The 19,092-nt window shown below is 67.6% G+C and carries 22 protein-coding genes; 14 read left to right on the top strand and 8 right to left on the bottom strand.

Going from position 1 to position 19,092, the window contains the following annotated elements; genetic code table 11:
• Positions 1–16: 16 nt before the first annotated feature.
• Complete coding sequence (locus ACFP1K_RS06250; protein ID WP_380747858.1) at positions 17–280, bottom strand: SCO4848 family membrane protein; 264 nt, start codon at positions 278–280, stop codon at positions 17–19.
• A gap of 110 nt (positions 281–390) precedes the next feature.
• Between ACFP1K_RS06250 and ACFP1K_RS06245 the strand changes: the two genes are divergently transcribed.
• Positions 391–1,503 (top strand): D-alanyl-D-alanine carboxypeptidase family protein, encoded by a 1,113-nt coding sequence (locus ACFP1K_RS06245; protein WP_380747856.1) that lies wholly within the window; start codon positions 391–393, stop codon positions 1,501–1,503.
• Between the two features lie 66 nt (positions 1,504–1,569).
• On the opposite strand, the gene ACFP1K_RS06240 is transcribed toward ACFP1K_RS06245, so the two are convergent.
• The 3 genes from ACFP1K_RS06240 to ACFP1K_RS06230 all read right to left on the bottom strand — a co-directional run bounded on the left by ACFP1K_RS06240 (position 1,570) and on the right by ACFP1K_RS06230 (position 4,958).
• Positions 1,570–2,511, bottom strand: a complete 942-nt coding sequence (locus ACFP1K_RS06240; protein WP_380747854.1) for a YihY/virulence factor BrkB family protein — start codon at positions 2,509–2,511, stop codon at positions 1,570–1,572.
• Between the two features lie 105 nt (positions 2,512–2,616).
• Positions 2,617–3,621 (bottom strand): tryptophan--tRNA ligase, encoded by a 1,005-nt coding sequence (gene trpS / locus ACFP1K_RS06235; protein WP_380747852.1) that lies wholly within the window; start codon positions 3,619–3,621, stop codon positions 2,617–2,619.
• A gap of 14 nt (positions 3,622–3,635) precedes the next feature.
• On the bottom strand, positions 3,636–4,958 hold the full coding sequence (locus ACFP1K_RS06230; RefSeq protein ID WP_380747850.1) for a hemolysin family protein: 1,323 nt from the start codon (positions 4,956–4,958) through the stop codon (positions 3,636–3,638).
• 167 nt (positions 4,959–5,125) lie between these two features.
• Between ACFP1K_RS06230 and galE the strand changes: the two genes are divergently transcribed.
• Positions 5,126–6,088 carry a UDP-glucose 4-epimerase GalE gene (galE, locus tag ACFP1K_RS06225; RefSeq protein ID WP_380747848.1) on the top strand — a complete coding sequence of 321 codons (963 nt, stop codon included), beginning with the start codon at positions 5,126–5,128 and terminating at the stop codon, positions 6,086–6,088.
• 205 nt (positions 6,089–6,293) lie between these two features.
• Here galE and ACFP1K_RS06220 read toward each other — a convergent pair whose 3' ends face one another.
• From ACFP1K_RS06220 to ACFP1K_RS06210, 3 genes are all read right to left on the bottom strand, one after another.
• Entirely contained in the window at positions 6,294–6,851 is a 558-nt protein-coding gene (locus ACFP1K_RS06220; RefSeq protein WP_380747846.1) for a hypothetical protein, read from the bottom strand.
• 133 nt (positions 6,852–6,984) lie between these two features.
• A complete protein-coding gene (locus ACFP1K_RS06215) occupies positions 6,985–8,808 on the bottom strand; it encodes a bifunctional serine/threonine-protein kinase/glutamate ABC transporter substrate-binding protein (protein WP_380747844.1) in 1,824 nt (607 codons plus the stop codon).
• Between the two features lie 138 nt (positions 8,809–8,946).
• Complete coding sequence (locus ACFP1K_RS06210) at positions 8,947–9,549, bottom strand: TIGR04222 domain-containing membrane protein (RefSeq protein WP_380747842.1); 603 nt, start codon at positions 9,547–9,549, stop codon at positions 8,947–8,949.
• Positions 9,550–10,224: 675 nt separating this feature from the next.
• Here ACFP1K_RS06210 and ACFP1K_RS06205 point away from each other — a divergent pair.
• The 5 genes from ACFP1K_RS06205 (at position 10,225) to ACFP1K_RS06185 (ending at position 13,241) form a co-directional block, all read left to right on the top strand.
• Entirely contained in the window at positions 10,225–10,983 is a 759-nt protein-coding gene (locus tag ACFP1K_RS06205) for a hypothetical protein (protein ID WP_380747840.1), read from the top strand.
• A 71-nt stretch (positions 10,984–11,054) separates the two neighbouring features.
• Positions 11,055–11,243: a hypothetical protein gene (locus ACFP1K_RS06200; protein ID WP_380747838.1), complete on the top strand. Its 189-nt coding sequence runs from the start codon at positions 11,055–11,057 to the stop codon at positions 11,241–11,243.
• A 2-nt stretch (positions 11,244–11,245) separates the two neighbouring features.
• Positions 11,246–11,425 carry a hypothetical protein gene (locus ACFP1K_RS06195; protein WP_380747837.1) on the top strand — a complete coding sequence of 60 codons (180 nt, stop codon included), beginning with the start codon at positions 11,246–11,248 and terminating at the stop codon, positions 11,423–11,425.
• 572 nt (positions 11,426–11,997) lie between these two features.
• The gene (locus tag ACFP1K_RS06190) at positions 11,998–12,225 is read left to right on the top strand and encodes a winged helix-turn-helix domain-containing protein (protein ID WP_380748103.1); all 228 of its coding nucleotides are present in this window, start codon (positions 11,998–12,000) and stop codon (positions 12,223–12,225) included.
• Positions 12,222–13,241 (top strand): NAD-dependent epimerase/dehydratase family protein, encoded by a 1,020-nt coding sequence (locus ACFP1K_RS06185; RefSeq protein WP_380747835.1) that lies wholly within the window; start codon positions 12,222–12,224, stop codon positions 13,239–13,241. The genes ACFP1K_RS06190 and ACFP1K_RS06185 overlap by 4 nt, the downstream gene beginning before the upstream one ends.
• Here the strand turns inward: ACFP1K_RS06185 and ACFP1K_RS06180 are convergent.
• Positions 13,234–14,577 carry a hypothetical protein gene (locus tag ACFP1K_RS06180; protein ID WP_380747833.1) on the bottom strand — a complete coding sequence of 448 codons (1,344 nt, stop codon included), beginning with the start codon at positions 14,575–14,577 and terminating at the stop codon, positions 13,234–13,236. The two genes, ACFP1K_RS06185 and ACFP1K_RS06180, sit on opposite strands and share 8 nt — an antisense overlap.
• Before the next feature lie 213 nt (positions 14,578–14,790).
• Between ACFP1K_RS06180 and ACFP1K_RS06175 the strand changes: the two genes are divergently transcribed.
• The 7 genes from ACFP1K_RS06175 (at position 14,791) to ACFP1K_RS06145 (ending at position 18,636) form a co-directional block, all read left to right on the top strand.
• Positions 14,791–15,177 carry a hypothetical protein gene (locus tag ACFP1K_RS06175; RefSeq protein WP_380747831.1) on the top strand — a complete coding sequence of 129 codons (387 nt, stop codon included), beginning with the start codon at positions 14,791–14,793 and terminating at the stop codon, positions 15,175–15,177.
• Complete coding sequence (locus ACFP1K_RS06170; protein WP_380747829.1) at positions 15,177–15,482, top strand: hypothetical protein; 306 nt, start codon at positions 15,177–15,179, stop codon at positions 15,480–15,482. The genes ACFP1K_RS06175 and ACFP1K_RS06170 overlap by 1 nt, the downstream gene beginning before the upstream one ends.
• On the top strand, positions 15,479–15,916 hold the full coding sequence (locus ACFP1K_RS06165) for an HNH endonuclease (RefSeq protein ID WP_380747827.1): 438 nt from the start codon (positions 15,479–15,481) through the stop codon (positions 15,914–15,916). The genes ACFP1K_RS06170 and ACFP1K_RS06165 overlap by 4 nt, the downstream gene beginning before the upstream one ends.
• Positions 15,909–16,262: a hypothetical protein gene (locus ACFP1K_RS06160; protein WP_380747825.1), complete on the top strand. Its 354-nt coding sequence runs from the start codon at positions 15,909–15,911 to the stop codon at positions 16,260–16,262. The genes ACFP1K_RS06165 and ACFP1K_RS06160 overlap by 8 nt, the downstream gene beginning before the upstream one ends.
• Positions 16,259–16,645, top strand: coding sequence for a hypothetical protein (locus tag ACFP1K_RS06155; RefSeq protein ID WP_380747823.1), 387 nt, complete (start codon positions 16,259–16,261; stop codon positions 16,643–16,645). Before ACFP1K_RS06160 ends, ACFP1K_RS06155 begins: the two co-directional genes overlap by 4 nt.
• 141 nt (positions 16,646–16,786) lie before the next feature.
• The gene (locus tag ACFP1K_RS06150) at positions 16,787–17,986 is read left to right on the top strand and encodes an AAA family ATPase (RefSeq protein ID WP_380747821.1); all 1,200 of its coding nucleotides are present in this window, start codon (positions 16,787–16,789) and stop codon (positions 17,984–17,986) included.
• 173 nt (positions 17,987–18,159) lie between these two features.
• Positions 18,160–18,636, top strand: a complete 477-nt coding sequence (locus ACFP1K_RS06145) for a hypothetical protein (RefSeq protein WP_380747819.1) — start codon at positions 18,160–18,162, stop codon at positions 18,634–18,636.
• Positions 18,637–19,092: the final 456 nt, after the last annotated feature.

The raw sequence follows: 19,092 nt of genomic DNA, 5'->3' as shown, positions 1-19,092 counted from the left end.
ATTGGGCCTCACAACTTCACGGCGGACCGTAAAACGGTCGTTTACCGTCTCTGCCCACGACCGGGGGCTCGTATGCGGCCTGCCGCCCGGCGGACCGCCAGGCACGCCAGCCGAGGACGCCGAGCACGCCGGCGAGGATCAGGTTGACCGCGATGAGCACGCCGTGGACCACGTAGAAGGCCGTCGGGTGGCCGTCGGCGAGGTTGAAGCCGAGGTTGATCCACTCGAAGACCATGAAGGCGGCCAGCACCAGGAGGAACCCGGCGACGCGTCGTGTCATCCTCACCCGTTCCATGCTACCGCCGAGGTTACCGACCAGCACATTCACGATCTTTGTCGTGTCTTGCCCCAGATGAAAACCGACAAAGTTACGCTGAGTTCTCTATGGGGATGAAACACGTGTCACTCATCAGCGCGCTCGCGGTCGCGGGGAGCCTGACCTTCGTCACGCCCGCCACGGGCCCGGCCGCCGCGGCGGCCGACGACAACGCGCCGATCGGCGGGACGCTGCTCGCCGGGCGCGGCGTCGTGGTGGACCCGGCGGCCAAGCGCCTGCCCAAGACCGAGGCGTCGGCCTTCGTGGTGGCCGACGCCGACACCGGCGAGGTGCTGGCCGCCAAGAACCCGCACGGGCGCTTCCTGCCCGCCAGCACGCTGAAGGCGCTGACCGCCCTCACGCTGATCCCCAAGCTGGACAAGAAGAAGATGATCAAGCCGAGCCAGGACGCCTGCAACGTCGAGGGCAGCGCCGTCGGGCTCACCCCGCACAAGATCTACACGGTGGAGGACCTGTTCCGGGCGCTGATGATGGTGTCGGGCAACGACGCCGCCGTGGCGCTCGCCGAGGCCAACGGCGGCCTGGCCAAGACCCTCGCCGACATGAACACCGAGGCCAAGCGGCTACAGGCGCTGGACACCGTCGCCAAGACCCCCAACGGCCTGGACAAACCCGGGCAGAGCAGCTCGGCGTACGACCTGGCGCTGATCGGCCGTGCCGGGCTCGCCGACCCCGCCTTCCGCAAGTACGTCGGGACGAAGGTGGCGAACTTCCCGGCACCCAAGGGCGACCACTACCAGATCGCCAACCACAACCGGCTGCTCGGCCGCTATCCGGGCATGATCGGCGTGAAGAACGGCTGGACCAGTAAGGCGCTCGGCAGCTTCGTGGGCGCCGCGAAACGGGACGGGCACACGATCATCGTCACGGTGATGCGGCACGAGGGCTCGTTCTGGCCGGAGGTCCAGGACCTGCTCGACTGGGGCTTCGCAGCGCGCGGCAAGACCACCCCGGTCGGCACGCTGGTCGGCCCGGCGCCGACCCCCACGCCGACCCCTCCGGCCGCCCCGCCGAAGGCCGCCCCGGCCGTCTCCAAGCCCGCGGACGCCGCGGGCGGCTCCCCGGTCACCGGGCCCGCCGGCGTGACGGTGCTGGCCGTCGCCGCCCTCGGCGGCCTGGCCTGGCTGGGGTACGGCATGCGGCGGCGCCGCGCGCGGCGGGACTGAGCGGCGCGCCTTCCCGGCACGCGCCGGGCACCGGCGACGGCGGCGAGGCGCGGAGCCGTGCGTGCGTCACACGTGGGCGCTGACGGGGACCGGCGTGGGTTCGGGGGGCGGCGAGCCGCCCGCGGTGGCCGTCCACGCCGTCACGTAGAGCGTCCAGCGGGCCGACAGGTTGATCCACACCAGCAGGCCGACCACGACGGCGAACGTGCCGTAGATGGGGTTGTTGAGCGTGTGGGACAGCAGCAGCGCGGCGAGCTGCTTGAGCACCTCGAAACCGATCGCGCCGACCACCGCGCCCTTCAGCACGGTGCGCCACGGCCCCCAGAGCTTGCCCAGCCAGCCGAGGATCACCAGGAACACCAGCGTGTCCGCGCCGAGGCCGATCAGCAGGGCGGCGGCGCGGACCAGCCCGGTAGCCAGCAGCGAATCGTGCATGCCGAGCCACCCGAGCACCGTGCCGGTGGCCGAGACGGCGAACCCGCCCGCCATCGCCGAGAGGATAAGGGTCACCCCGACCAGCAGCAGGGCCACCAGATCCCGCAGCCTGCCGACGATCACGTTCACCGGCGGCTCGCCGGACATGGTCATGTCGTGCAGCGCCTCGCGCAGCGCGTCCAGGGCGCCGAGGCCGGCGTACAGCAGGCCGATCAGGCCGATCAGTCCCGCGCCGACCCGGGCGTCGGCGAGCTGGTCGACCCGCAACGAGTCGGCCAGGCCGGGCAGCTGCTGGTTGAGCGCCGCGATCAGCGTGGTCCTGGCGTCCTCCCACACCGTGATGACGTAGCCGAACAACGAGAACGCGAGCGCGAGCAGCGGGAAGAACGACAGGAAGGCGAAGTAGGTCACCGCACCCGCCAGCCGGTCACCCCGCTGACTCTGATAACGCTGGACGGTGCGCAGCAGGTGGTCGAACCAGCTCCACCGCACGCGGTACGACTCGGTCCTGCCCCGGCCCCACGCCTTGACGGCCTCGATCCGCCGCATCACCGAGGCCCACAGACTTCCCATCCCGACCCCCTACCCGCCAGGCGAAAGAAACGCCTGGTGCGGCGGTGCCTACCACCCGCGGGCCCCGGCAAACCTCCGCCCCGGCGGGAGGGTCGACGCGGGTGGTCAGCTCTTGGGGAGGAAGCCGACGCGCTCGCGGACCGCGCGCATGGTCTCGCCCGCGACCTCGCCGGCGCGCCGGGCGCCGACCGCGAGCAGGCGGTCCAGCTCGGTCTCGTTGGCCAGGAGCTTCTCGGTGCGCTCGCGGATGGGGGCGAAGGCGTCCACGACCACCTGGGCGACCTCCTTCTTGAACGAGCCGTAGCCCTGACCGGCGAACCGGGCCTCCAGGTCGGCCACCGGCGTGCCGGTGATCGCCGAGTGGATGCGCAGGAGGTTGGTCACGCCGGGTTTGTTCTCGGGGTCGGCGACGACCTCGGAGCCGGTGTCGGTGACCGCGCGCATGACCTTCTTGGTCAGGACGCGGGGGTCCTCGAGGAGCTCCAGCAGGCCCTGCGGGCTGGAGGAGGACTTGGACATCTTGGCCATGGGGTCCTGGAGGTCGGTGATCTTCTCGACCTCCTTGGGGGTGAACGCCGACGGCACGGTGAACGTCTCGCCGTACCTGCTGTTGAACCGCTGGGCCAGGTCGCGGGTGAGCTCGAGGTGCTGCTTCTGGTCGGCGCCCACCGGCACCTGGTGGGCCTGGTACATCAGGATGTCGGCCGCCTGGAGCACCGGGTAGGTGAACAGGCCCACCCCGGCCGAGCTCTCGCCGTACCGCGCCGACTTGTCCTTGAACTGCGTCATGCGGGCGGCCTCGCCCATGCCGGTGTTGCACATGAGGATCCACGCGAGCTCGCTGTGCTCGCGGATGTGGCTCTGCACGAAGAGCGTGCTGCGCTCGGGGTCGAGACCGGCCGCGAACAGCTGGGCGGCGGTCATGCGGGTGCGCAGGCGCAGCTCGGCGGGCGCGGGGTGCACGGTGATCGCGTGGAGGTCGGCGATGAAGTAGAACGCGTCGTGCGTCTCCTGCATGTCGACCCACTGGCGGACGGCGCCCAGGTAGTTGCCCAGGTGGAGCGAGTCGCCGGTGGGCTGGATGCCGGAGAGAACACGAGGTCTGGCCATAGCACACAATTGTGTCAGGACTCCGGACCCGATGGCGACTCGGTTACCTCGCTGAGGGGGGTCGTCCTGATCACCCGTACCCGCGCGACCCGCCGCCCGTCCAGCTCGGTCACCACCAGCGAGTACCCCGGCCCGCGCGCCTCCTCCCCCACCTCGGGCAGGTGGCCGAGCCGGGCCATCATGTAGCCGCCGAGCGTCTCGTACGGCCCGTCCTCCAGCCGGATGCCGGTCTCGTCGGCGAAGTCGTCGAGGTTGACCAGCCCCTCGATCTCCATCTCGCCCGACACCATGCGCACGGCCTGGCCCTCGGCGTCGTACTCGTCGCGGATGTCCCCGGTGAGCTGCTCCACCAGGTCCTCCATGGTGACGATCCCGGCGGTGCCGCCGAACTCGTCCACCACGATGGCCAGGTGCTGCCCGTCGTTGCGCATCTCGGTGAGGGTGGCGAGCACCCGCTTGGAGGCGGGCAGCAGCTTGAGCGGCCTGATGGCGACCAGCTCGCCGATCGGCTCCATGCGGCCGGTGAGCACCGGGTCCAGCAGGTCGCGCACGTGCACGAAGCCCACGATGTCGTCGTAGGACCCCCGGTACACCGGGAAGCGGGAGTGCGGCATGGTGGCGGCCAGGATCGCCGCCTCGGCCAGCGGGGTGTCCAGGGCCATGAACTCCACCTCGGTGCGCGGCAGCATGACCTCCCGCAGGTGCCGCTTGCCCGCCGCGAAGACCTCGTCGATGAGGTCGCGCTCGTCGGCGGTCAGCTCCTCGTGGCCGACCACCATGTCGCGCAGCTCCTCGGTGGTCACCGCGGCGCGGTCCTCCTCGGGGTTGCCGCCGAGCAGGCGCACCACGCCGTCGGTCGACTTGGACAGCACCCAGATGAGCGGCCGCGACAGGGTGGCCAGCCAGTCGAGGAACGGCGCGACCATCAGCGAGAGCCCCTCGGCGCGCTGCCGGGCCAGCCGCTTTGGCGCCAGCTCGCCGAGCACCAGGGTGACGTACGAGATGGCCAGGGTGACGATCAGCAGCGCCAGCGGCCCCGCGGCGCCGCGCGGCACCCATGTGCCGGCGAGGACGGGTTCGAGCTGCCCGGCGAGGGTGTCGGCGCCGACCGCCGCCGAGGCCGCGGTGGCGACGGTGACGCCGATCTGCACGGCGGACAGGAAGCGGTTGGGGTCACGGGCCAGGCGGGCGACGCGTTCGCCCCGCCTGCTCTCCTCGGCGAGCCGGCGGATCTGGCTCTCGCGCAGGGAGACCAGCGCCATCTCCGCGGCGGCGAAGAAGCCGCCGATCAGGACGAAGGCGAGGACGAGGGCGATGTTCGCCGCGAGGCTCTGCACGGATCCGAGGTCCGTTCATGATTCGGTTCACATGATGATTGCGACAGAGTACCCGTTGTCCCACGGCGCATCCCCGGACGGAGCCGCGTAAGCTGGGCGTCGGCAGCTCGAACAGGAACCAACACATTCCAATACTTTCGAACACGACTCAGGCGAGGAGCGGGCGCGTGAAACTGCTGGTCACCGGAGGAGCCGGATATGTCGGGAGCGCGGTGGCGGCCCGCCTGGCGGACACCGGGCACGAGGTCACCGTCCTGGACGACCTCTCCACCGGCCACGCCGACGCCGTGCCGCCCGGGGCCGAGTTCGTCCAGGCCCCGATCACCGAGGCCGGGCCGGTGCTCGAGCAGGGCTTCGACGGCGTGCTCCACTTCGCGGCCAAGTCCCTGGTCGGCGAGTCGGTGGCCGACCCGGGCCTGTACTGGTCGGCCAACCTCGGGGGGACACTGGCGCTGCTGGAGGCCATGCGCCGGGCCGGCGTGCCGCGCATCGTCTTCTCCTCCACCGCCGCCACCTACGGCGAGCCGGAGCGCACCCCCATCCAGGAGGACGCCCCCACCCGGCCCACCAACCCCTACGGCGCCTCCAAGCTCGCCGTGGACACCGCGCTCACCGCGTACGCGGGACTGCACGGCATCGGCGCGGTCAGCCTGCGCTACTTCAACGTCGCGGGCGCGCACACCGCCGCCGGCGGCCAGGTGTACGGCGAGCGCCACGCGGTCGAGACCCATCTGATCCCGAACATCCTCGCGGTCGCGCTCGGGCGGCGCCCCTCGGTGGACGTGTACGGCACCGACTACCCCACGCCCGACGGCACCTGCGTGCGGGACTACATCCACCTCACCGACCTCGCCGACGCCCACCTGCTCGCCCTGGACGCGTGCCGGCCGGGCTCCCACGAGATCTACAACCTGGGCAGCGGCACGGGGTTCTCGGTGCACGAGGTGGTCTCGGCGTGCCGGGAGGTCACCGGTCACCCGATCCCGGCGAACGTCCGCGAGCGCCGCCCCGGCGACCCGGCGGTGCTGGTGGCATCCTCGGACCGCATCCAGCGCGAGCTGGGCTGGAAGCCGGTGCGCACCGACCTGTACACCATCATCGGCGACGCCTGGGCGGCCGTCACCGCGTGACGGGTGTGACGCCTGGGTTAAGAAACAAAGTCACGTTCTGCGAAATCAGGATCTCTCTGCGTCATCTGTGGTGTGATCTCCCTCGTGCTCAAAGCAGGAGTCGTCCCGTCGTTCTTGGTGAAACTCGCATGCGCCGGGCTGATCGTGCTCGCCGCCATGCTCTCGGCGGCGGGCGCGGTCTTCGCCACCACCCGGTCCACCCACGTCACCCCCGGCAGTGACTGCACCTCACCGCCTCACCCTTCCGCCTGACCTCCGGCCCGGGGTGGTGGGCCAGCCGGGCCGGGGCGACCCTGGTGACCAGCTCAGCGCGGTTGTCGCCCTCGTCGCCGTCCGTCACCTCCGAGGTCAGGCGGGCGGCGGCGCGCAGCGGGCCCCGCGTGCCCGCGCGGACCTTGCCGAACACCGTCAGCGCGCCGGACCCGCCGGACGGGATGTCCGCGGACGACGGGCACACCACCTCGTTGCGCGCCGCCCCCGGGTGGCAGGCGGCCACGTCGACGTGCACGATGTCCACCTCCTCCGGCAGGTGCACCGTCAGCACGGGCAGCACGGCGTCGCCCGGCCCGGCGTTGCGCACCCGCACCCGGTAGGACAGCCACTGGCCGGGCTGGGCGACCTGCGGGGCGACGCTGAGGCGGACCGACAGGTCGGCGCCTCCCGTGCGCCACGGAGGCGGCGGCGCCGCGACGGCCGCCGCGGGCGTGGCCGCGGCGAAGGACAAGACGAGACCGGCGGTGATGCCCGCCGTGAAAACACCCATTGATGTACGACCCCCATGCGTTCACACCAATTGAACGCTGTACGGGTCCCCCGGCACCCGTCCCGACACGCGAAGCCGCTCCCGGCGAATCCCACGCGGGGGTAAAGATCGCGTGTGGCACCGGAGCGGCGGGTCAGCGGCAGGCGGCGCCGTTCGGCATCCGCAGCTCCGGGCGGAACTCCACCCGGTCGAAATGCCGCCTGAGCAGCGCCGCCACCGTGCCGTCCTCGTACATCTGGGCGATGGCGCCGCGGATGGCACGGCAGGTGCGCACGTCGCCCTTCTTCACCGCCACGCCGTACCGCTCGTCGCTCAGCTTGGCGCCGAGCACCTTGTACCGGATGCTGTCGCGCTGGGCGAACCCGGCGAGCAGCAGGTCGTCGCCGGGGATGGCGTCCACCACGCCCTGGTGGAGCAGCGCCATGCAGTCGGCGTAGGTGAAGGCGGGCACCAGCTGCACCTTCACCTTGCCCTGCACGATGCCGACCGAGGCGTTGGAGGCGGGCGAGCACATCTTGCGGCCCGACAGGTCGGCCAGCCGCGTGATGGGGTCGCCCGCGCGGACCAGCACGTCCACGTGCGCGGTGTAGTACGGCCCGGCGAAGGTCACCGGGTCGTCGTTGATGGAGTAGGTGGCGATCACGAGATCGGCCTTGCCGGAGTCCAGCAGGCCGATGCGCTCGTCCCTGCTGGACGCGCGGAAGGTGACGCCGTTCGCCGGGACGCCGAGCTGCTTGGCGATGTAGGTGCCGACGTCCACCTCGAAGCCCCGCCAGTTCCCCGAGCTGTTGAGCGCGATCCCGGGCACCAGGTCGCGCATCGCGATGGTCAGCTTGCGGGTGGCCGCCGCCTTGTCCGCCACCGAGTCGAACGAAGTAGGCGTCGGGCTGCTCGGCGGGGTGGTCGTCACGACGGGCGGGGTGGGGGTCGGCGTGCCCATGGCGCCGTACGGCCCCCACTGCCAGGCCGCCAGGGCGCCGCCGGTGGCCAGCACCAGAAGGGCCGCCGCCACGGCGGCCCACCGGCGCCGCCGCCGCGGCCGGTTCCCCGGCGCGACGGCCGTCCCCGGCGGCGGGGGTGCGGCCGTCACCCGCGCCGCGACCTCCAGGCCCTCGGTGAGCAACGCGGTCGGCGCGGCGGCGGCCCGGGAGCCGCGGCCGAGCAGGCGCAGCAGAATCTCGTCGGCGGTCGGCCGCTCGGCGGGCTGTTTGGTCAGGCTGGCCCGCACCACGCCGCGCAGCGGCTCGGGCAGGCCACTGAGGTCGGCGTCGTCGTTGAGCACGCGGTTGAGCACCGCCGCGATGGAGTTGCCGGCGAACGGCACGGTGCCGGTGGCGGCGAACGCCAGTGTGGATCCCCAGGCGAACACGTCGGCGGGCGGGCCGACCTCGGCGCCGGAGATCTGCTCGGGGGCCATGTAGGCGGGCGTGCCCACCGCCCTGCTGGTGATCGTGCCGGTGGAGTCGAGGATGCGCGCGATGCCGAAGTCGACCACGCGGGGCCCGTCCGCCGCCATCAGCACGTTGTCGGGCTTGAAGTCGCGGTGCACGATCCCGGCGTGGTGGATCGCGGTGAGGGCGGTCGCCATGCCGACCGCCAGCCGCTCCAGGGCGCTCCCGGTGAGCGGGCCGCCCGCCTCCACGGCCTCACGCAGGGAACGTCCCTCGATGTACTCGCTGGCGATGTAGGGGATGTCGCCGTCCAGGTCGGCGTGCACCACCTTGGCCGTGCAGAACGAGGAGACCCGCTCGGCCGCCTTCAGCTCACGCGCGAAGCGCGACCGGGCCGTGACGTCCCCGGTGAACTTGACATGCAGCAGCTTGACCGCGACCCGCTGCCCGGCGGCGTCGCGGCCGAGATAGACGACCCCCTGACCGCCCTCCCCGATGCGCCCGGTGAGTTTGTAAGGGCCAAGCTGCTGGGGATCGCCCCGCCCCAGCGGCTCCAGCTCCGGCATCCGCGTCCCTTGCGTCTTACGTCAAGCACTCGACAGCAGAACTTTACGGTGCCTTTGCGCTTTCCCAGCCGGACGAGACCACGCCGTGACCTCCGTTTCCCCGGCGGGCAAGGGCCTGCGGGCACCAAGTGGCCGGAGTCAGCCGCCGTCGCCGCCCCCGCCGCCGTCACCGGAGCCGCCGTCCCAGCCCCCGGCGGAGGCCGCGCCGTAGCCGATCCCGGAGTCGATCGAGTGGTCGAGAGGCCCGGACGGGGAACGCCATCTGCGGGACCGTCTCGTCCCGGTGTCGGCGCGCTCCTGGATGGCGAAGCTGTTGCGCAGCCGCACGTCACCGATGCCCGTCATGCCGACGACGGCGACATTCCGCAAGGAGCCGCCGTCGCGGATCTCGCCGTCCAGGGCACGCAACGCCTTGCGCCCGCGCAGGGACGGCGTGCCCTTGCGGCGCGTCACCAGCCCGCGCTCGCGCAGCGCGTCACCGACCGCGTCGACGGCCAACGAGCTCGCCACCGTCGCCACCGCGTACCCGAGATGCCGTCCCCCCTCGGGAACACAGCTGAGAACGGCGGCCTCCACCGCGTCGCGGGACTCGGGCCGCAGGATCATCACCCGGTGCATCCCCGGCTGAACCTCGGCCCGCCCGTCCTCGCAGAGCCCCACCAGCGCCACCATCGCGACGCGCCGCGCCCCTCCGCACAAGTACGCGGTCTCGTATAAGTCAAGATCACCACGAGCGTCCATGGCCGCCTCTCATCCAGAGTGATGGCCCGATTATGCGCTGTAGCCAACGGTGTGTCAGCCCGCCCCCGGCATGGTTCCGGCCTCTACCCGGCGGACGACACCGCAGGTAGAGGCCGGAATCAACTAGGCCGACATCTTCTTCTTCAGGGTGTGGTCTCCAGAGCACACTACCTACGACATTCCCCGATTGCTCGTGATGACTACGCCCCCGGCGCATCGGCTCTGGTCGCCACTTGTCATTGTTGGTCGCTTCCGCACGGCCCACAGACGGCCCCGCCCGGCCTTAGTTCCCGATGGACGCTTCGTCGCTCAGAAGGTCGCACAGTTGAAGTGCTCCGAAAGCAGTACGCCAAGATGCCTTAGCGCGGTCGACAACTCTTTCCAATGATCCCAAACTGCCAGCCGGGCAGTACTTATTGGAGCGAATCATGTCCTACTTCAGCGAGGAAGTTTCACATTTTTCAACTATCGCAAAAACCACATAACCACCAAATCCACACCAAACCCACAAATCCGGACAACGACATATTGATCATCCTGGTCCGCCTGTTGACGTCGACAAAAGATCGCCATAGCATTCTCTGAATAGAACGGGCCAACCAAATGTATCACCATCAATGATACTTCATTTGGCGCAAGGGCTGTGCAGAGATTTAGCGAGATGGGTAGTCGTCGATGAATCCAGCTAGAGACTACGATAATGCCGTATCAATCTCACTGTTCGCGGAATTTTCCGGAGTGATGACTGGATTCGCCTTCACGGCACTAGTACTTATCATTACCCTGTATAACAATAATGACAAAGAGCGTCGCGAGCGCGATGCTGTCGCATCACTCTTTTTAGTGGCATTTATAACATTTGTTCTATCGACACTAATGCATGCTGCTGTAGGTGGCGAACAGACAGCCAGCCACCGCGCCGGATCGGAAACCATCCTTGCAGATTTGGGATTATGTACCGCATTTATACATCTCTTTTTTGGACTACTCTATCTCACAAGCGTCATGAAGATGCAACATTCGGCCAGTCTTCTCAGAGTCGTTGTCGTGGTACTCATTCCCGTGCTGGGATATGGGTATGTTTTTGGTGACGTAGTTCGCACAGCCCCCGAATTCTCTCCTCTTTTTATAGTCAATTCAGTTGTGCTATTAATCATAATAACTTTACCATATGCACTAGTCCGCAACTACCGTAGGGACCGACGCTCGCCACTGTTGAAATTGCTTAACGCGAGTTCCTTTACGTTTGTATCCCTCTGCACCACCCTGCTGGTGACAGCACAAACGCAACCGGCAAGCTATTCGACACCGGTTATGTTGATGGTGTCGCTGATACTAGCCTTCGATGCGGTATTGCTCGTGTTTTGCGTCATGGCGTTTCACTTGATGTTCGCAGGTCGCCGCGAAAACGAGCAACCCTCACTACATGGATGACTAATCCCATCCCATCAACGTCTACACCTGGCATGTGCGACCGCATCTACATGAATTGTAGTATCGCGCACGTGCTGAACACCCCCGGTGCCGCCGGGATCGTCAACAGCTCGATTGAGTTCGCGCTGGGCCTGACCGCCGACCTGTTCGACGCGCAGCCATGGGAACGGCCGCGAGAACGGGCGGGTGGTGAGGGTTGCGGTCGGGTGCGTCGGTGGCCGGCCCTGCTCACCTTGACGCGGGTCTTTGAGGGAGGCTAACCGTGAGCCGCATCCTGGACGCGTTTTTCGACCCCACCGGCACCCGGTACGGCGTCCCGACCTGGCCGTGGTGGATGGCCCCGCCGCACCTGCTCACCCGCCTGAGGTGGGGGCCTTCTCGCGTGGGCGAGTGGCTGTGGAAGGCAGACGGAACGGGGTTGAACGGATGGCAGGGTGTGTGAGGCGCCGTACGCCCCGCTACGGTCGCTACGTTGCAGGTCAGCGAGGGCTACACCCCTCTACTGGGGGCGCTACGTGTGTAGTGGCCCCCGTCTACATCCGTCGGGGGGCAGGCCGCGTTCGGGCCGGTAGAGGGGCCCCCTCTACCGGTCAGACGGTGATGAGGACTTCGGGCGGGATGGCGCCCTCGATGTCGCGTAAGTAGTAGCCCGCGAGAGCAGTTCCCCCCTACTCACGCCTCTAGGTCTAGAGACACCTCCCTCTAGACCTAGAGGCCCCACTAGACCCCTATTTGCTGATCTACCAGCAACCTAGTAGCTAGAGCGTCACCTTGGGGGAAACCCGAAACTGGCCTGGCGGACCCAGCGTGGCAACGGCCATCGTCCTGCTAGTCCCCTGTCCGCCACCATCGCTCCTGGTTTAGATCAGCTATCCGCCGGATCTCTCTCGGGACACGGGCGCGCCGGGTGGCTAAGCCCGAGGTCCGCTGTGTCTGCACCGGCACTGACGCGCCCCCTCTGTGCTAACTACACTGGTGCGCACCACCAAGAAGCCTGAGGGAGCACCCGCAGCTATGGGAGAAGTAACAGAACGCGTAGAACGCTCAATTCGAGAGCTGATTGCATCCGGAGAACTCGAACCGTCGGGACGATTGCCTTCCGAGCGGATACTCGCGGAACAACTTAGCGCGGGCCGTACGACGATTCGGCTCATACTGACGAAACTAGTCGCCGAAGGATCCGTTCGCAGCGAACACGGTCGCGGATATTTCGTAAATATCGAGGATGATGAGACTCAATGACGCGTCTCCTCATTCTCGGAGGAACTTCTTTCCTCGGCTACACGCTAGCATCTGAAGCTCTCACGCAAGGGTGGGATGTAACGACCTTCAATCGTGGTCGTACGGGTCATGACGTGACGGGCGTAAAGGTAATTCGCGGCGACAGATATATATCAAACGATATAACGCGACTGGCAAAGTCCGGCTTGTGGGATGCCGTAGCTGACATGTCGGGCTACGTGCCGCGGAACGTTCTTGATGTCGCCCGCACGCTTCGTCCTGCCACAGGTCGATACCTATTCATGTCTACAGTGAGTGTTTATGCCGACTGGCCAATCAAGCCACTCACTGAAGCTTCCAAACTCCTGGAATGTCCTCCCGACGCCGATGACAGCTACGGCGAAGACATCGAAGATGGGCCGACAAAGTACGGTTATCAGAAGTCCGGCTGCGAGGCGGCTGTTCAACTGACCTTTGGCGCTGACTATTCGACTGTGCTTCGTCCTGGCGTTGTCCTGGGACCACGTGAGAATGTGGGGAGGCTTCCTTGGTGGCTTCGCCGAGTCTCACGAGGGGGCCACATACTGTCCCCTGGAACGCCTGAACGATCTATCCAACCTGTAGACGTTCGAGATGTTGCGCTGTTCGCTCTCGATTGTGTAACCGACAACACCTCTGGAGCATTTAATGTCACGGCTCCTATAGGCGCTGCAACGTTCGGGGGGTTGCTAGATGATTGCGCGAGTACTACGGGCAGCGATCCTCAGTTCGTGTGGGTGCCTGATGATGTACTTATCAGAGCCGGAGTGCGCCAGTGGTCCGAACTGCCGCTCTGGCGAAGTTACCCAGGCGTCTGGCAGGTGAATTCTGGACTCGCGTATGCACGAGGCCTCACTTGCCGACCCTTGAGTGAGACTGTCCGCGATACATGGGAATGGTTGCTAGCATCTCCCGCTCCGAAAGATAATGAGCGATCTGGGGAAATAGGTCTCAACCCGACACGCGAACAGGATCTTCTCCGATCCTTGACTATGTAGCATCGTCCGCGACCTCGGGTCTAGTCGCCGTATCCACAAGCCAATCTGCGATCCGGTCAGCCAGGTCCCTTGTACCGGCATCGCTTCGCCAATGAGAGGCTTTCAAGAGAGACTGCACTCTGCCGATACGCCCCGACAGAGATGCATTACGAAATGCCGACGGCAACGCGAAAACCGAAACCAGTTCCTCCTCCGCTGCGTCTCGGTCCCTCATCAGAAGATGTGCCGCTGCCAAGTCAATCCGAGCACCGGTTACTGGCGAGAAAGGGCGCCTCAACTCTGGCACTTCAGCATAGGCATCGAGAGCTAGCTGTGCGTGGTCTGCTGCCCGCTCACCATCTCCAAGGTGTAGCCACGCGGCCGCTGCACACGCCGCTGCACGGGCATCGTCAAAGGTGAACTCTCCGCGAATATCATCGTGGAGTTCGTCCGAGCGTCCTGCCGCTGTCTCACGATCCCGCCGGGCCGCTGTTAGCACCTTGCCGGCTGCCACGGAATCACCTTGTACCGCGTAGGCACGGCTAGCGATGTAGCGAAGTCGATGCCGTGACGCCCCTTCAGGAGCGACTAAAAGGCCGCGAGTGATGAAATCCAGGGAGCGTTCGGGTTCATCACGCCAAAACGCTAGCGTGCCCTGTAAACCAAGTGTCCATGCTTGCAGAGACCCGTGCTGAGCGAGATCGGCGTAAGTTGTGGCCGATCGCGCCAGCGTTGCCGCAGCTTGCCAATTTCCGAGATCGAAGGCGATGGACGCCATTAAGGCATTGGTCTTACCCAGCACAAAGTAAAGATCCATCAATTCGGAAGGCCGTCGCGTTCGCTCAACGAAAGATCGAGCGAGATCACGCGTAGCGCGTGCTTCCGCGAAGACGGCCATGGGTGCCCGAGACGAGTAAGCACGAGCGACACTGACAACCTGGTCGTGAAGGTCTTCAATGGAGTCGGCATCGCAATGCGCAGCCCTAAGTGCCGCATCCTGCGCCGACTCCTGGGCCGCTGCCAACATCACCTCTCGCGGTTGGGGGCGCGCGCCGAATGATCGGCTCTCGCCCGCTTCCATCAGCAGTGCGAATCGCGCCTTCGCCGTCTCTGCCGCCTGTTCAAGCGTGAGGTCCAAGACTTGCTGCATGGATGGCTGAGGAACGATGTCCGGCTCTGCATCCCACTTGGCCACCGTCCGAACTCCGATGCCCAGATGATGCGCGAATGCTTCGACGCTCAAGCGTAAGGCGGAGCGGAGAATGCCGGCCTTACGGCCTGTCCAAAGATCGATAACCAATTGCGTGCTCGCCCCCATGCCAGCCATCCGGGTACCGCCGCATAGGTAGTGCATCACGGATGCATGCTCGTTGCACTGCTTATGCATCGCTCTAAGCCGCTCGTGGACGTTCACTTGAGTACGCGAGCAGCACAACCATCGCGAAGCGCTTGACACTGGTGCGCACCAGTTGTGTACTACTGGTGCGCACCAGTTGAGCGAGCACACAAGGAAGGCCCCGGTGGGCGGCAACCCACCGAGGCCGGAACATCGATCAGTAGGAGCCTCTCGATGTACTACAACGTTACCCCCCGTGAGTTCGAATCCACCCCGGTCACTGGCGCACTCAGCGCGGACGCGCCAAGCGTGTCTGTGACGGTGCGTCTGGAGTTGACACAGGAGGAGGCCGCCGGGGTGCTGGTGGGTCTGTCGCTGCTGTCCCGCTACGAGGGCGACCCGCGAATCACCCCGGCCGACACGCGACGGATGCTCACTCAGGTCATCACCGATGTCACGCTGCACACCATCCGACAGGCGGCCCGCTATGCCGCTGAGGCGGAAGAGATTTGCCCAGAGGACGCCGGATGGCACCGCTGGTGCCGCCGCCTCATCGCGCCTTTGGCGTCGCGGCAAGCCACCAAGACCGCCCGCACTCTGACGGGGACGGCGGTGGCCTGATGAACACGCTCTCCGTCTCCGATCACGCCCCCACCTTTCAGGGCTTGACACCCGAACAGGCCGCCTTGACCCTGACGGCCTTCTCTGTCCGCTTCATCCGCTCCTGGAGGGAGAACACCCTCCCGACCCCCATTGAGGTCAGCAGCGAGCTGGCCGAGATCCTCGCGGATAACCCGATAAGCGACATCTACCAGGCCATGGCCATGCTCCTTGCCGAGGACGGCGGATGCCACCCCGACGACAAGGCCCACTTCCAGTGGTGCAGTCGGGCCGTAGCTGCCGCTTTGGCCGGTACGGCGCGATGAGCGTCCGTCCGAACTCCGACAAGCGGCAGCGGTACCGCCGTCAGCTGGCGGCCCGCGATGGCGCTGCGTGCTTCTACTGCGGCCACCGGTTCCGTGACCTCTCGACGGCCACGATTGATCACCTGGTGCCCGTCTACTACGGCGGGACCTGGGCGCGGGCCAATCTGGTGCTGGCATGCTTCGCCTGCAACCAGGCCAAGGGACACCGACTGCCGACCGAGTTCCTGTGCTCGCGCGGGTACCGGCCGGGGCTGCGGCCCCGTCGCGCGGCCGTGGTGAGCGCGTACGTCCGGCGCGTACTGACCCGCACCCGCCCGTACGGCGTCCGGGCAGATGTCCGTACGAACCGGTCGCGCCGGTACGGGCCGATCCGTGCGGCCCTGCGCGTCGTCCCCGTGCTGCTGGCGCTGGGGTGGATGGTGACCCATGGCTGAGCCCACCTACGACCCCTACGGCGTGGTGCTGGTGGTCATGAAGGACGCCCGTACCGGGGTGAAGTCCCGGTTCGAGGGTCACCAGATGGCCAGCGCCGTCCGCGTCGCCTGTGATCTGCTGATCGCGTTTGACGTCACCCCTGTCCTCACCGCCGACTACCCCAACGAGCCGGGGAGCGCCACACCCCTTACCGGTCCTACGTACGGCGGAAACACGGCGGTGGAGGGCGCCTCCGCGACCCATCGCGGCTCGGCGGACAGCCGGTGTACTCCGGGTGTACTGAATCACGCCGTTCGCGCTGTACGTAGGGGCAGTACCCCCCTACCGGCGGAGGGTGTCCGGTGACCGCCGCGCCGTCTGCTGTGGGCGTGCTGGTGCGGCTGCTGGCCGACCTGGATGGCCAGCGTCGCCGCGAGCGGCAGGCGTACGCCGAGGGCTATCGCGACGGGCACCGGTCGGGGTGGGACGTCGGCTACGCGCACGCCTGCCACGAGATGGCCACCGAGTGGGCCAAGCTGCGTCGGGTCGTGCGCGGTACCGCCGCGGGCCCGTCTCATGCCGAGTTGGAGCACCGGCGTTGGCAGGGCAGGCGTGCCGACTTCGGCAGGCCTCGTCCGGGCGACCACCCCGGCGGTCCGGTCCAGTGGGGGGTCCGTCCGCCCACCGTGCCTGTCCGCCCGCTCAGGGCCGACCACCCACCCCACACGCCGGACCGGCGGTCGGCCTGACCGGACGGTCCGCCCCCGGACCACCGGACGGACCGTCCGGCGTCCGGTCTCCTCCCACACCACCAAACCCGCCTGTACCGCCGCCATCCGCGCGTACCCCATGGGCGGGCGGACCGCAGATTCACGCAGGAAGGACGCGTCTTGTCCCACCCCGCAACCGTTCCCGTCAACGGGCACGGCCCCGAGGGTGCCGACCGCATCTTGAAGGTGATCGGCGCCGAAGACCAGATACGGGCCTTTCAGCAGGCTGAGGAGATGTCCGGTCGCCGGATCGTGCTCACGCCCGCCTCAGCGGTCCGCATGCGTGCGGTCCACTGGCTGTGGGATGAGCGTGTGCCCTCCGGCGCCATCACGGTCATCCCCGGCCGGGAAGGCATCGGTAAGTCGCTCATGCTGGCCTGGCTGACCGCCCGGCTCACCCGTGGCCAGCTGCCCGGTATCCACCTGGGCACGCCGCGCCCGGTCATCTACGCCGCCACCGAGGACTCCTGGGGACACACCATCGCCCCCCGGCTGCACGCCGCCGGCGCCGACCTGGACATGGTGTTCCGCGTTGAGGTCGAACGCGACGGCGCCCTAGACCAGCTCACCTTGCCCCGCGACTGTGAAGCCCTGGCCTACGAGATCGAACGCATGGGCGTGGCGATGCTCGCGGCCGATCCGTTGCTGTCGCTGATCGCCTCTGGCATCAACACCCACCAGGACCGTGAGCTGCGCACCGCCCTGGAACCGCTCGCCCGGCTGGCCGACCGGTCCGCCTGCGCGGTGGTCGGTCTCGCCCACTTCAACAAGTCCGCCAACACCGACGCCCTCAACCTCATCACCGGCTCACGAGCCTTCTCCGCGGTGGCACGCGCGGTGCTGGCCATCGCCCGCGACCCGCACGCCGATGACGGCTCGTGCGTCCTGAGCCAGGCCAAGAACAACCTCGGTCGCCTGGACGTGCCGTCCCTGCGGTACGTGGTGCGCACCGCCCAGGTACCCACCGACGAGGACGAACCGGCCATGGTCGGCAGGCTCGACTTCATCGGCGAGTCTGACCGCAGCGTGGACGACATCCTCTCCGAATCCGCCGGTGACCCGCACGAGAGCGCCGAACGCGCCGAAGCCGCCTCCTGGCTGACCAGCTACATCACCAGCCAGCCCAACCAGGAAGCCGCCGCCGAACAGGTGTTCCGCTCAGGCACCGCCGCCGGGTTCTCCCGCGATCAGCTCAAGCGCGCCAAGCCCAAAGCCCGCGTCACCTCCCGCAAGTCCGACTTCGGGGGCGGCTGGGTCTGGGCACTGCCCACCCCCCAAGGGAGCGAAGAGCGCGAAGGGAGCAAAGGGAGCAGCCCCTAGGACCGTGCTCCCTTAGCGCTCCCTTGGCGCCCGATCCGCTCCGCGTCGCATCCACCGCCCCGAAGGGAGCGCCAAGGGAGCGGCCCGCCTACCCCTGCGCGGTTCGCTCCCTTCGCTCCCTTCGCTCCCTTGGGCTCCCCCATCAACGACCTCAGCCTGTCTGGAGACCTCCCATGGCCACCCCCGCCGTCACCGCCCTAGCCGACCAGATCGGGGCCGCCGTCACCGACGCCGTGCGCCTGCACACCCAGATCGGCCACCACCAGGGCATCACGCCCCACCAGCTGTCCACCCCCCACCCCTGGCTCACCAGACAGGTTCACACCCTGGTGGACACCCTCCGCACCGGAAACGGCCGCCTGTGCCCGCACATCGGCCCCGCGCCCCTGGTGCTATACGGCGCCGCGTGGGCCCCCGGACACCTGGTCTGCCCCCGCTGCATCGCCGCCCTGCGCCCCGACGACACCGAGGACAGCACCTGCGACCGCTGCCGCCGCCCCGCCACTCCGATCTACGCAGGCATGGCACAAAGCGGCCTACTGCTCCTGGCCTACGGCCTCTGCCGTCGCTGCGCACGCCGCACCGGCCTTGGCCCCACCAACCTCACCCACACCCGCTCAACCGATAGCAGCACCCCCAACTACCGATAGCACCACCGATATCACCCACAGCCCAGGTCGCGCCCTACCCGCGACCGGTCGCGGCACCGCAACCCGCCCCGCGACCACCGCTAACCACACTGACCAGCCTCTACACCCAAAGGTCGCGGGTCGCGGCCCCCGCCTCGACACCCCCGCATACCGCCCGTAGAGACACAGGCACCCCTCGACGGCCGCAACCGCAACCTGCTCTTGGTGGCCTACCGGCCCGCCCGCCTAGGCCACCAAGAGGGGGAACCCCAACCCCCCGCTGCAACGAGCCACGAACGTAACACGCCGTAGTCAAACCGGCCCCGGCCACCCCACCGCTCAGGTGCTAGCGCTAGCACCCTCCCCCGCTAGCGCTAGCACCCCTGCTAGCACCCCATCCACTGATCTACCAGCCAGCTAGCAGCTAGCACCCCGCCAGCGAAAACCCGCGAAAACCGCCGTACACGCCCACCCACC

Origin of the sequence: Sphaerisporangium aureirubrum (genome assembly GCF_042658925.1) — a bacterium.
GTDB lineage: Bacteria > Actinomycetota > Actinomycetes > Streptosporangiales > Streptosporangiaceae > Sphaerisporangium > Sphaerisporangium aureirubrum.
The sequence above is the reverse complement of the archived record's forward strand: the minus strand, read 5'-3'. Positions and strand labels throughout refer to the sequence as shown.